Source organism: Bradyrhizobium sp. LCT2, from assembly GCF_009931255.1.
Taxonomy (GTDB): domain Bacteria; phylum Pseudomonadota; class Alphaproteobacteria; order Rhizobiales; family Xanthobacteraceae; genus Bradyrhizobium; species Bradyrhizobium diazoefficiens.
Window position 1 is genome coordinate 169,757 of the sequence record NZ_CP034431.1, and the last position, 13,119, is coordinate 182,875.

Annotated in this window: 11 protein-coding genes and 1 pseudogene; 6 read left to right on the forward strand and 6 right to left on the reverse strand. The window is 60.3% G+C overall.

Features of this window, described 5'->3' with window-relative positions:
• Nucleotides 1-65: 65 nt before the first annotated feature.
• From qatD to EI171_RS00680, 5 genes and pseudogenes are all read left to right on the forward strand, one after another.
• On the forward strand, nucleotides 66-629 hold the full coding sequence (gene qatD / locus EI171_RS00660; RefSeq protein WP_246740222.1) for a Qat anti-phage system TatD family nuclease QatD: 564 nt from the start codon (nucleotides 66-68) through the stop codon (nucleotides 627-629).
• Between the two features lie 95 nt (nucleotides 630-724).
• Entirely contained in the window at nucleotides 725-1,825 is a 1,101-nt protein-coding gene (locus EI171_RS00665; RefSeq protein ID WP_161532305.1) for a hypothetical protein, read from the forward strand.
• A 150-nt stretch (nucleotides 1,826-1,975) separates the two neighbouring features.
• Nucleotides 1,976-2,707, forward strand: a complete 732-nt coding sequence (locus EI171_RS00670; RefSeq protein WP_161532306.1) for a DUF6088 family protein — start codon at nucleotides 1,976-1,978, stop codon at nucleotides 2,705-2,707.
• A pseudogene (locus tag EI171_RS00675) lies at nucleotides 2,688-3,865 on the forward strand (nucleotidyl transferase AbiEii/AbiGii toxin family protein). Before EI171_RS00670 ends, EI171_RS00675 begins: the two are co-directional and overlap by 20 nt.
• A complete protein-coding gene (locus EI171_RS00680) occupies nucleotides 3,858-4,958 on the forward strand; it encodes a hypothetical protein (protein WP_161532307.1) in 1,101 nt (366 codons plus the stop codon). The pseudogene EI171_RS00675 and the gene EI171_RS00680 overlap by 8 nt, the downstream one beginning before the upstream one ends.
• Before the next feature lie 637 nt (nucleotides 4,959-5,595).
• Here the strand turns inward: EI171_RS00680 and EI171_RS00685 are convergent.
• From EI171_RS00685 to EI171_RS00700, 5 genes are all read right to left on the reverse strand, one after another.
• Nucleotides 5,596-5,862 (reverse strand): DUF3551 domain-containing protein, encoded by a 267-nt coding sequence (locus EI171_RS00685; protein WP_097670021.1) that lies wholly within the window; start codon nucleotides 5,860-5,862, stop codon nucleotides 5,596-5,598.
• Between the two features lie 398 nt (nucleotides 5,863-6,260).
• The gene (locus EI171_RS00690) at nucleotides 6,261-6,506 is read right to left on the reverse strand and encodes a hypothetical protein (protein WP_246740224.1); all 246 of its coding nucleotides are present in this window, start codon (nucleotides 6,504-6,506) and stop codon (nucleotides 6,261-6,263) included.
• A 255-nt stretch (nucleotides 6,507-6,761) separates the two neighbouring features.
• The gene (locus EI171_RS44540; RefSeq protein ID WP_202632997.1) at nucleotides 6,762-6,938 is read right to left on the reverse strand and encodes a hypothetical protein; all 177 of its coding nucleotides are present in this window, start codon (nucleotides 6,936-6,938) and stop codon (nucleotides 6,762-6,764) included.
• 251 nt (nucleotides 6,939-7,189) lie between these two features.
• A protein-coding gene (locus EI171_RS00695; protein ID WP_097669699.1) for an IS3 family transposase occupies nucleotides 7,190-8,292 on the reverse strand; the annotation gives its coding sequence in 2 pieces (ribosomal slippage) (nucleotides 7,190-8,031 and nucleotides 8,031-8,292; 1,104 coding nt in all).
• Nucleotides 8,293-8,615: 323 nt separating this feature from the next.
• Entirely contained in the window at nucleotides 8,616-9,002 is a 387-nt protein-coding gene (locus tag EI171_RS00700; RefSeq protein WP_161532309.1) for a hypothetical protein, read from the reverse strand.
• Nucleotides 9,003-9,874: 872 nt separating this feature from the next.
• Between EI171_RS00700 and EI171_RS00705 the strand changes: the two genes are divergently transcribed.
• The gene (locus EI171_RS00705) at nucleotides 9,875-11,629 is read left to right on the forward strand and encodes an MFS transporter (protein ID WP_161532310.1); all 1,755 of its coding nucleotides are present in this window, start codon (nucleotides 9,875-9,877) and stop codon (nucleotides 11,627-11,629) included.
• A 227-nt stretch (nucleotides 11,630-11,856) separates the two neighbouring features.
• Here EI171_RS00705 and EI171_RS00710 read toward each other — a convergent pair whose 3' ends face one another.
• Entirely contained in the window at nucleotides 11,857-12,948 is a 1,092-nt protein-coding gene (locus EI171_RS00710; RefSeq protein WP_161532311.1) for an LLM class flavin-dependent oxidoreductase, read from the reverse strand.
• Nucleotides 12,949-13,119 lie beyond the last annotated feature (171 nt).

A 13,119-nucleotide genomic window follows, 5' to 3' on the forward strand; every position in this document is an offset into this window, starting at 1 on the left:
CTGTCAGGCAGAAAATCCACTCAAGCTACTGTCCGAATTTGCGGGGCCAGCTCTCTGCACTCGGAATGCATCCGCAGTTGGTCGCGGAGCGTTGGAGGGAAATTGATCTCTGGGAAAGACTCCTCGGCGAAACGAGGTATGTCGGTGAAGTCGGCCTCGACGCGGGTCCTCGCTACTTCACCTCGTTGGACCGTCAGACGGAGGTTTTTCGCCGCATCCTGCGCTGCTGCGCCCAAGCGGGCGGCAAGATTCTGTCGATCCACAGCGTGCGGGCGGCAACCAAGGTGCTCGACTTGATTGAGGAAGAGGTCCCGGACGGCCGCGCGAAATTCGTCTTCCATTGGTTCACGGGGTCTGCCGCGGACGCAAGGCGAGCAGCAAACCTCGGCTGCTACTTCTCGATCAACAGTCAGATGCTACAGACGGACCGTGGGCGGGCGCTGGTCTCCTCCTTGCCGATCGATCGTCTCCTCACAGAAACCGACGGCCCCTTCACATCCCAGGGCGACGGCCCTGCCCGGCCGCGTGATGTCGGGCAGACGGTGAGGCACCTAGCGACGGCGAGAGGCCTGTCGAGCGCGGAAAGTGCGGCCGTCGTGCTACGGAATTTGAAGATCCTGACGGCTTAGCGTTTTGCTCCCACAATCGGGCCGAGACGATTCGCCGATCGAACAGTGACAAACTGAGGTTCCGGGCAACAGGCCCTCCCTGGAGTATCGCGAAAATGATGCATCTGCAGAAGGTGAAAAAGTTCATCGCGGAGGCTCTCGAATGCAGCGTCTTCGTACGTCCGCGCGAACCGGGATTGACCTTCGCGGAAATCAAAGAAATCGGCGATCGCGGAGGATACCGAGAGGGCGAGATCGGGGACGCGTTTGTGACCATGGGTCTGCACTCGATGGGACGGGGATCGAAGCTTCTCGGTCCCGAACAGCAGACGCTCATCACTTGGAAGTTCTTTCTGCCCGAAACGCCGGAGTACCGCGATCTCGAGGCTTTCGACTTCGTTTATACCGAGTTCGGCGAACTTGCGCGGAATCTGGGACACGCGAAAGCTCAGATGGAGCGGGACACTTTGGTTTCGCGGGCCGTCTCACGAGGAATTTCCGAGACCGGCATCGAAGCCGCAATAACGATCCTGATATTCGCCGAGTACATGGCGGAAAAGGACGGCGTGCTCCGCTTCGCGATGCCGGTCAATGGGAATGGCCCCCTCCCAAGCGAACAGATGAAAGCGCAACGTGTCGCCATGCCCCGCGATACTCGTTCCCAACTGATGCCGATCGTGAAGGATGTGATCTCGAGAAGAACTGATGGGAGGCCCCGACACGCGGAGCCATTCGATGCATTCGCTGCGAGGCTGAGCTCGCTCGGCTACGCTGGGTTTCATACGTGGTGGGTGCAGATCGTTTCGGAGTTGAAACGCTCGGATGTCCAGTCGGCATCCGTCTCCGTATGCGTGCTGGCGGCGGCTCTCGTGGAAGGTGCGCTAACGTTCGTGGTCAAGCACGCGCGATCCATGCAGGTAGGCCCATTCGGATCCAACAACTTCGAACGGGATCCGTGTACCTGGCGGATCGACGATCTTGTCTCGAGCGCGGCGTCCGGAGGACGATCGAGCATCCTGGATCAGACCACGAGAAGCCGGGCAGACAGCCTAATTCAAACGCGCCAACGCATACACGCCGGGCGGATGTTGTCCGATCATCCTGCGGGCGTGCCCGATCTTCGACCGGAAGAGGCACGCGATGCCAAGCAGACGGCCGAGCTAGTCGTGCGGAGTGTGCTCGACTGGCTCGACCGGTTTCCGCCGGATCCAAAATAACCGTCGCGCGCGCCGCAAGCCCCCCTGAAGGACAAAGGCCCTTTTTTGGGCTTACTGACCAATATTTAAATATAAATTCTGGTCAGCGGTCAGTTCCGTTTGCTACTGACCAATTTTTATATACAATCTTCGGACAATCTATGGTGGCCGATGCCTGACCCCACGTCAGACACCCTCGATCGCATTCATGACCGGATCGCCCAGGCAGCGCCAGCCGGTGTGTGGTCGCGCGCCGATTTTCTCGACATAGGGACGCCGAACGCTGTTGAGAAGGCTCTGCAGCGGCTGACCCGGCGGGGCGACATCCGCCGGCCTCATCGCGGTCTCTATGACAAGCCGGGCCTCAGCAAGCTGACCGGAAAGATGGTGTTTCCGCCGCGGGCCTCGTTCATCGACGCCATCGCGCGGCGCGACAAGCTGCGCGTGCTGGTCGACGGCATGACGGCAGCGAACGACCTCGGCCTGACAACGGCCGTTCCGGCGCGGTCGACGATCTATGCCGATACTTATCCGCGAACGATCGAGATCGAGGCGAGCGCCGGTGATCCAAAGGCGACCAAGCCGGTCATCTACACGCTCGACTTCAAGCGCATTTCGGCCAAGACGGCATTCTGGGCTGGCCGTCCCGCCATGCGCGTGGTCCAGGCACTGACATGGTTTCGAGATGAGCGATCGAGCCTCGATGCGGCCGTGAACGGAATCGTCCGGCATCTGTCGCGCGATCCGAACCGGGAAAAAATCGCGCAGGATCTACGCGACAACATCCATGCGGTGCCAGCGTGGATGTATGCGCTGATCGAGACAATCACGCGCAAGCTTAGCGCGGAGGATCACAGCGGCGAGGAAAGCGCAAAGGGCACCCATGCAGAAGGCATTCATTGAAATCCTGCGCTCCAGCGTCGACGATCGCCGCGCACTCTTCTCGACGGTTGCCGCCTATCTGGAGACACAGGCTCAGAATATCGAGAAGGACCTCTATGTCTGCTGGGTGCTCGACTTCCTGTTCAATCGGCGGGGTGGTGATCCCATTGGTCTTTATTTCAAGGGCGTACAAGCCTCAGCAAGGCGTACGGACTGATCCGCCGCTTCTCCGAGGATATAGACATCGGCATCTACAAGGCCGATTTGCACGTCCCGCTGGAAGCTGAGATTGCCGCGCTGCCCTCCGTGAATCAGCAGCAGCGCGCGCTCGCTGAGAAAGTCGACGAGGCCGCACGGCAATATATCTCGGGGCCGCTCAAGGAGGAACTGACGAAGGAGATAGCAGTCGTCGAAGCTGCCGCTGAACAGCCGCAACATTTCTCGCTCGGCTTCGGCTTCGATACCTATCGTAACAAAGAAGCGCTCGACATTCTAGTGGTCGGCTACAAGAGCGTCTTCGATGCCGGCGCCTATGTGCAGGCGGCGGTCCGCATCGAAGGCGGCGCGCGTCCAGATCCTGAGCCGGCCGAGCCCTGCGAGATCGTTCCCTACATCGCTTCGGAAATGAAAGAGGGAGTGGACCTCACGGTACGCAACGTGACAACAGTCAAGCCCGAGCGAACCTTCTGGGAGAAGGTGCTGATCCTGCACGCGATGACCGAAATGACCGAGAAGCGAAGCGCGGACGCGAAGCCCGACCGTCCGGTGCCCGATCTCAATCGCTACTCGCGCCACTATTACGACGTCCATCAAATCTGGACCCATCCGGACTATGGCGTCGCCACGGCGTCGATGCGCGATCTTGCGGAAGCCTGCCGGCAGCACAAAGAGCTTATGTTTCGCGCGCCGGATCACCGCTACGATCGCGCCGTGCCGGGCAGCTATCGCCTCGTCCCGACCGCGGACATGCGGGCCAAGCTAGCCGCCGACTATGAGCGGATGTCGGCGATGATCTTCGGCACGCCGCCCACCTTTGCGGACGTCATGGCGAGCATCGAGGCCCTCGAGCTGCATCTGAACGTTGCGCTAGGCGGTCCTCCAATGCATAGAAGGGGGCCTGTGCCGAGAAAAACGCACAGAACTCGGCGGGCCACAATGATAGGATCAAGGCATGGGTGAAGCTCCAGAGAACATCCCAGTTCGACTGCCCGATCCCGCCTCGATCGAGACGGTTCTTGCACGTCTTCCGACCGGGGCTGACGAAGCGGCGCTGGCGGCCGGGCTCACAGAGGCGTTTCCGGGATTTCCGTTTTCGACGGCAAACGTCGACGACCAATATTGGCGCGACACGCGCTCGGTGATCGCTGCCGACGGGACACGGATCGCAGAATATCGGCCCTGGATCGAAGCCGAGCTTGCCAAGGACAACGGCGACATTGGCGCCGTTTGGACGCGATTGCGCGAGAGCGACCTTCAGATCTCGGAATGGCACGGCAACACCGTGTACGCCTTCGCGCCGACCGGACCGGGCGCAGCGGACTATGTGCAAATTCGTCTCGGCCGGGAAGTCGAATGGCGTGCGGGACCGATCGTCAACCCGACCTGCCGCCCTTGGGGCAAGGACGAACTACTCGATCCGTCATGGATTACGCACGAAGATATGTCCGACGACAAGGTAATCGCCGGTCCACTCTACCGGCTGGTCGGTCGCGCGGGCAGCAGCGTCATCCATGTCCGGAGCTTCCTGACACGGCTTGCCCGCCTCGAGCGCGAGAAACGCGAGGCGCAGCGGCCAGAGATGGAACGCCGTGTGGTGCGTGAAGTAACACGCGAGGGAACGACCGAGACGCCGTTTCTTGAATTGGTACCGGACTGGTTCGAGTTCGTGCCACGGGAGAATCGCTTCTTCCAGGATTGGGAAGAATCAAGTGCTTCGGCCGAGCAGGTCTACGCGCACTGGGCGCTCGACGTTTACGACTACGACGATAAAGGCACGCGCGAGATCGGATTCGTGCCGCGCCCGCTGCATCTGCCGGAAGAGAAGCTCAGCGCCGGCGACGCCTCGGTTCACATCATGATGGATCGCGTTGAAGCCATCGACCGTGAGGTCGGCGTCCCATTTGGTTGGTTCTTCTTGATGACCCATGGCAATCGGGTCGAGTCAGAGGTTGGTCAAGCGATTGCCAAGGGCCTGCGTAATCAGCGCGTGGTCTTACCCGGTCGGGATGCGCGCGTGCTTCTGCGTTGGGCCGAACGGTCGTATGGGTTCTAGGAAGACAGCGGCCGCGGCAGGACGCATCAGTCAACCTAACGCCACGTTATCGGGGCTTTGGAAAGAGCAGCGCGAGCGATCTGAGTGAGGCGGTCAGGTCTTATTTCTCCTGTGCTCGCAGCTGCCAGAATTGTCGAGGCAACATGGGTGCGAGCACCGGTATCGTACCGGGAACGCTTCTTGCAGACGTCGTCGAGGACCACCCGTAGGAGCGCAGTGGTGGGGGCATCTAACATTTGGAAGATCTCCCTCGTTCTCTAGCAGATAACGCAATGTAGATTTCGCGTGACGAGCGCCACGTAGAAACTACCCAAAGTAGACAACTCGAGAGGTCACCATGGTAGAAGAAGCCGACAAAAACGCAACAAGCAGCTGTCTGTTTGACGCAATCCCGCTGTTTTGAATTGAATTGAATTAAAGAGCAACGCGCGACTGCGCGTTACGCAGATAAGGCCGCCGCATCCGATCGTTCCTGCGTCTCGTCCGACGCACCTGAGGTGACTGCATCGCGCGGCGTGCTCGAACGGGGGCTCGTCCGATCGGGCGGAAGTCCAACGTCTCTCAACCCTGCACCGCAGGTCCATTTGTATGAGCAGGACTAGAGACTAATGTCTCCATCACGCATGACCATTGGACATCAGCGCGATTGCGCTCTCTGTCGCGCGAACGCATAGACCGGATTGATGCCGCAATAGGCGTAGGTGCCGGATGCAGTGGCCATGCACTGATCATAGGTCGAGAACTGGCAATTGCCCGGATATCCCCAGGTACGTCCCTGCAGGCAATAAACGTCCTGCCGAGCCGGGGGGATATACGAACGACCCCGCGGAGCGGCGGTCGAGGGCGATCCAAAGCCGATGACGATGGGAAGTGCAAGCACACCGATGAACAGAAGGTTGCGCATGAGACCTCTAGCCTCCGTTAAGTCTTGCAGAAGGATAGAGGATCCGGATTTGATGTCTTGATCTTAGTCAATGGCAAATGGCGGGTCTCCGTCCGTGGGCCGATCGCCTTCGAAAGAAGCTCGGGTGTGACGGAGCTCCGAGTTCAGAGCAGCAATCCTGCTGCTTGTCGAAAGGAACGCATCTTTCCAGCGTGATGAGGTGTAGGTGCGGCGCAAAAGCGAGGGCAAACATTGGATCAAGCTTGAGAACTCTCGCGCTCCGGAATGAGCCGGTTCGGATCGGCCGTAAGTCTGCGGCCAGCTTATCAATGACCGAAACGGCGGAAACCTCACCACCCTCAGGTTTGCCGTCGAGCAAATTTTGCTTGAGCTGCACGACTTAAGAGACCTGGCGGAGCTCATGAACCGCTCAGCGAGCTCTTCTTGGTGATCGGCCTGATCCGGCGCAGCAGTGAATCGGCATATTGCTCGCGCTCGCGCGTAAAGCGCTCTTGATGCGCTTTGAAGCTCTCGACCCGCTTCCTGATCTCATCGCGTTCGCTGCCGCCATAGTCGGCCACGCTGCGACTACCCTGATCGACAGCTTCTTTTGGCGGAGGCCGGGGCGGCTCGATCTCCACCTTCAATGATTTAGCGAACGCCATCGTTTCAGCGACGAGCGCATCGAGCTCGCTCTTCCAATCATGCATTGACGCGCCCCCCAAAACCCCGCCTCGCTAGACGAGCCACTTCATCACAAGCCAGGCTGCGACCATGGCGCTGACGCCGATCGCGATATAGGGCAGCCCGACCCTCATCCGCTTCTCCTTGAAAAAGGCCGCCGATGACTACGTCGCAAGGACAGGCTCGCTCTCACGCTCCGCGAGCGGAGATTGGTGCCCAAAACACTAATTCAGCATTCAGAGAGACTGAGCTATTTCGGCGCTCAGCTCTGGCCAGTAGATTATCGCGGCCAGCGACAGCAGTAATCCCGACCCGGAAAAGATCGCGATCATCTTTAGGCTTTCGATATCAGTTTTGGCCTCGCTGCACCGCAGAGAGGCGCATCTTGTAAGGGCGGCAAAATTATCGTTCATCCAATGGGTCTCCAGCACGGGATAAAGGAAGTCGAATGTTAGAGCGCGCGGCGCTGCCGTGGTGCAACGGGCGATGCTACCTACGGCGAAAATGCCAGGCGCGCTTCCTTTCGGCTTGACCACACTTCTCCAAGCATCGATTGAGCCAGTGACCTGCCACCGAACTTTCTTCCAGCGGCGGTTAGAGTCTCGGGTTTTGTGTAGCGAGACCGAACTTTGGACCAGCCAGAACTAGAGTTTTGCGCCTCTCATCACGTTGGCGGGCTGGTGGCGCCGGCGTGATTCTGCAGCAAAATCGGCGGCCGATTGCCGATCGCCCCGTGGGGCCGTTCCTCGTTATAGTATCTGCGCCAAGTCTCCACTTTTTCCTGGGCGTCTGCAAGGGACAGGAACCAATGGGCGTTGAGGCATTCGGCCCGGAAGCGGCCGTTGAACGCCTCGATAAAGGCGTTGTCGGTTGGCTTGCCCGGCCTTGAGAAGTCCAGCGTAACACCGCGCTGATAGGCCCACAGATCGAGCTCGCGCGACACGAACTCGCTGCCTTGATCGACACGGATCGTCGCCGGGAGCCCCACTTCATTGCAAAGCCTTTCCAGAACATCCACGACATCGGTGCCGCGGAAGGTGAGCCGCGGCGCCAACGCCGGCGAGAAGCGGGAGAAGATGTCGATGATCGTGAGGACCCGGAGCTTGCCGCCGGTGGCCAACTGGTCATGGACAAAGTCCATCGCCCAGATCTCGTTGGCCCGCGTTGCTGGCCTGCGGTCATCGCGCAGCTTGGCCTTGACCCGGCGCTTGGGCGATTTGTTACGCAATTGCAGACCCAATTCGCGATAGACGCGGCGCGTCTTGTTCTGGCCGTGGCGCCATCCTTCGCGGCGCAGCAGGACGTGGACGCGGCGATAGCCATAGCGAACGCGAACATGGCAGATCTCCTTGATCCGAGCTTCGAGGGCCGCCTGGCCGGAGCGACGGGATTTGTAGTGGTAGGTCGAGCGGTCGAACTCGAGGGCCGCACAGGCCTTACGGATCGACACCTGCCACTCACCACAAACCTCATCGACGAGCTTGCGCTTCCGACCAGGCTTCACAACTTTCGGCGGATCACGTCCTGCAGCATCTCCTTGTCGAGCGACAGATCTGCCACCAGCTTCTTCAGCTTGGCATTCTCGTCCTCAAGCTGCTTCAACCGGCGCATCTCGGTCGGCAGCAATCCGTCGTACTTCTTCTTCCAGTTGAAATAGGTTGCCTGACTGATCCCGGCCTTGCGGCAGATGTCCGCAACCGGGACCCCGTCGTTGCCTTGCTTCAGGATAAACGCCTTCTGGGCGTCCGAAAATTTCGAGGCCTTCATGTCATCCGCTCCTCCCAGCCGAGGGGATTTACGCAGCGCAGACTCTAGCCAAAAATGGTCCAGTTTGTCGGCCTCAGATCACCAGGATCCCAGGTCAGCCGAACGACGAAGATGCGCCTTGCGCAAAACCTCAACAAGATCCTCGGACATTTCGCAATCGCGCACGGGGCCCTCTCAAAATCGCACTATGAAAAGGGAAGTTGAACAAACGGATCGACCACAATCTACTTCGGCAGGCTTCGAATAGATCCCCGCTCACCCGTGCCATTTCCGAACTGCTCGATGGCAAACGGAAATCGCGTCAGGGCGGAGCATCTGCGCGACTACGGCCACATGATGTGCTTGCGCCTCATTTCCTCAATTCGATCAGAAGCCAACTTCGCATCATCTTTGGGCAGCCCGATATCGGTTCTCAAGCTGTTGCGTAAGGGAAATCCTTCGATCCGTCTGCATCTGTTCATGATGGCACGGCGTAGCCAAGACAGGAAAGTTGCGGCGAGCCGCCAGGGGCGCCATTTCGCCGATTCCGAGAAGTAGGCGCCACTACTTGCGACGTCTGTCCGCGGACCAAATTGCTTTGCCAAATCGCAATTCCTTGATTTCAAATCTGTCGTTCGGACTAAAATTCCTCCAAACGCACCGCTCTGTAGAATGGGCCTGTCGCGATGACTGTTTGGAGAGAACAGGAACTCGGTGTCGACGATGATCATCACTGATCGAGATATGCACCGAGTTCGTGGCCGCGACGCAGGTAATGGCCGACAATCCGTGCGTTGAGCTGGTGGATCTAGTTATTATTCGAAATCCAGTGCACTATTCCTGCAGTTTCTTGGAAACGGCGCATTTTTTTGGCCTGTCACTTAGTGGTAACGCTGGCTCGCGGAAACGAAATCGTCCGCGAACGCTTGGGGTCTTGGCTTTTCGTATCTTGTAGGCGTGCCAGGTTGGTCTTGCCGCACACGGCACCGCCGATGGCTAGGGTATACTCAGAGACGCGATCCGTTTCGAAACTGCAAAACATTTTTAGAGGTGATCTTTTGAATGCGTGGACTCCTCATTTTCTTTGTAACTATTGTTCTTGTGTTAGCAGGACGCGGCCAGCACACAATCTAACTTTGTGCCGCCTCCGACCGCGCCCCTGCCGCCGGTGAACGTGCCATAGCGAAGATTCAGTCGAGCGCCAGCTTGTGCTACGGATTTTTTCAAATTCGCGGCAGCTGCCGCCGTTTCCGTTTTCGCCAGGCTTTGGTGCGGTCACGCGCTCGCCGTGCCGCCGAAATCGAAATCGCCAGGCCCTCGTCCAGCCGGCCGAACATAGCGGAATTGGTATGTGGCATGCCGGAGCATGCTCTGCGCGAGGACTACTCCAGGCCGGGAGAAGACCGTTGCTTGGTCATTCACCTGCGCTGCGTCGCGGTTGCTATGCGCCGCTTGCTGCACGCAGTCGAATCATTGTCCATATCTAGAGCGATCGAAGCGTTGCATTTGACGATCACGTTGGTGTTTGGACGTTGATATCGCGCCGGGAACGTCCTTGTGATTCGTTCCAGAATCGAATCATGCTAGATCACTCAATACCGTTATGACTGATCCAGCCAAAGTCCAGACGCGCAGCGCCGACGGCATCACCGCCCCGCTGCGGTACGCCACCTTCCGGCGGATCTGGCTTGCGAGCCTTCTCTCCAATCTCGGTATCCTGATTCAAGGCGTCGGCGCTGCCTGGGCGATGACGCAGATGACGTCCTCCGCCGACAAGGTCGCGCTGGTGCAGACTGCGCTGCTGCTGCCAGTGATGCTGATTTCGATGCCGGCGGGCGCGATCGCTGACATGTATGACCGCCGCGTCGTGGCGCTGGTTGCACTTGGCATCGCGTTCGCCGGCGCAGCCGCCTTGACGGTGGTCGCCTGGCTTGGCCTGGTTACACCGAACCTGCTGCTCGTGCTCTGCTTCGTCGTCGGCAGCGGCATGGCGCTGATGGGACCGGCCTGGCAATCGTCGGTCAGCGAACAGGTGCCGTCGGAAGTGCTGCTGCCTGCGGCCGTCGCGCTCAACGGCATCAGCTACAATATCGCGCGCAGCGTAGGGCCGGCGATCGGCGGGGTCGTGGTGGCGACCGCGGGCGCAGTGGCCGCATTCGCCCTCAACACATTGCTCTATCTGCCGTTGATGATCGCGTTGTTCTTTTGGAAACGCATCAGCGCACCCTCGCGCCTGCCGCCTGAGAGACTGAACCGAGCCATGGTGTCTGGTGTGCGCTACATCACCAATTCGCCACCGATCAAGATCGTGCTGGCCCGCACCCTGGTGATGGGCGTCGTTGGCGGCGCGATCACTGCGCTGATGCCGCTGGTGGTGCGCGATCTTTTGCATGGCGATGCCCAGACCTATGGGATCATGCTCGGCGCCTTTGGCCTCGGTGCGGTGGTCGGCGCGCTGAACATCACCGAACTCCGCAAGCGGTTGACCGGCGAGGCCGCAATCCGCACCTGCGCGCTGTCCATGGGCGCGGCGACCGTCGCGATTGCCCTCAGCCGCCAACCAGTGTTGACCGCGGCGGCACTGGCGCTGGCAGGAGCCGTGTGGATGATGGCCTGGGCGGTGTTCAATATCGGCGTGCAGTTGTCGGCGCCGCGCTGGGTGGCTGGACGCTCGCTTGCAGCCTATCAGGCGGCAAGCTCAGGTGGGATTGCTGTCGGCAGCTGGGGCTGGGGCCAGCTGACCGACGCAGCCGGAGTAGAAACCGCGCTGCTGGTGTCGGCCGCCCTAATGGTCGTCTCACCACTCATCGGCCTCTGGCTGCCCATGCCTCGCGTTGGTGCACGCGGCGAGGAGACCGAGCCGCTCGCCGATCCCGAGGTACGGCTCGCCTTGACCGGACGCAGCGGGCCGCTCGTCGTCGAGATCGAATACCGGGTTGCACAGGAGAATGCGCGGCCATTCCATGACATCATGCAGGACGTGCAACTGTCCCGCCAGCGCAACGGCGCCTATGGCTGGTCGATCGCGCGCGATATTGCCGATCCCGAATTGTGGACCGAGCGCTACCATTGCCCGACCTGGTTCGATTATTTGCGCTGGCGCAACCGCTCGACCCAGTCGGAGCGCGCACTGGAGCAGCAGGCGATCCGCCTCCACATCGGCCCCGCCCCGGTGCGCGTTCGACGCATGCTGGAGAGGCCGTTCGGCTCGGTCCGCTGGAAGGATGATACGCCCGACCACGCGGCCGCCGAAATGCCGCCGGAGATCGCAAGCGGCACGGGACGCAGGCAGTCAGCCGCTCCGGCTGACCAGATGACCGAGAGTGCCGGAAGGCGCCGGAAAGCCGCAAGCGGTTAAGATGACAGGAGCCCGAGCTCTGACATCAAACCTGGATGGGCACGAAGTGGTCGATCGCCAATACGTTCTCAGGACCTGAAACCTACGTCGACGGCGCGTACCCTCATTCTTCAGAAGCGCGAGCTGTTCTGGACGGAATATACCGGCTCGCTGCTCCGCGAACACTTTGTTTAGTCGCTACGCGAAACAGGCGCCGGAAGTCGCGTCGACCCAGCCGCCGCAGGGATCTATCCAAGGGACCGGGCCAGCCGCTCGGCGGGCCCGGTGGGTTGCTTCGCCCGCACGCGCGGGATCACCTCGAGTGCAAATCGGCGCATCTCGGCCTCGAACGGCTGGAATTGCAGCATGAAGAGCTCAATGCCGGCTGCATGGAAGGCCTCGATGCGCGCTGCGACCTCGTCATAGCTCCCGACCAGTCCCGCTGCCGTGCCGCCATTGCTGCCGACGCGCGGCGTCTTCTGCATCGTCTGCATCATCACGACCTTGGGGTCGGTATTCTGCTTCTGGATGGCCCTCATCGGTGAATCCTTTGCAGCAAGGCTAAGCAGCCGCTCATAGGCCGCCTGCGCCTGCTCCCGGGTTTCGCGCGCGACGACGAAGGCCGACAGACCGAAACGCAGCGGCGGCGCCGCCCCGCGCGGCCGCGCCGCGACATCGGCGATCAGGCCGGCCACATCTTCGAGAGGCTGCCCGTTGATGAACCAGACATCGCCGTGACCCGCCACGAGGTCGCGCGCCGGCTCGGACTCGCCGCCGACGTAGATCGCCGGACGCTTGCGGTAGACGCTGGTCGGGCGCAGCGCATAGTCGGTGACGTTGAAATGTTCGCCTGCATAGGTGAGGCGTTCGCCTTCCATGAGGCGCGAGACGACCGATACCCACTCGCGGCCATAAGCATAGCGCGCGTCATGCTCGGGAAAGCCTATCCCCGCCTTCTCCAATTCCGGACGGTTCCAAGCATTGACGAGATTGATCGCAAACCGGCCGCGGCTGATGTTCTCGATCCCCAGCGCCAGCTTTGCCAGCACCACGGGGTGATAGAGGTAAGGCTTGATCGCAGCGATGATCTCGATGCGCTTGGTCAACGCGGCGATCGCTGCAGCAGCGCTCCACGCCTCGAGCTGATCGAGGTCTTCCTGATGTGGATTGATCGTGTGTTGCGCGATCAGCGTGGAATCATAACCGAGCTCTTCGGCTGCAAGGATGAGAGCGCGATTGCGCTCCCAGGACGCATCATAGGGCTCTTCCGGATCCTGATGCGCCGCACGCGGCCCGTGAACCAGGGCCCAGATGCCGAAACGAATGGGTGCAGTCGCCATCGTGCTCTCCCGCAACTTTCTCTCACTATGCCATCGCATCGGTACGCGTTCTCGCCGCGGGCTGACGAAAGATCAAGCACATCCACCTCAAACGATTTTCTTTGTCGCGCACCGGTGCCGTGACGGCAGCAGATCACTCCTGAGCGAACGACAATTGAAATAGCGCTCTAT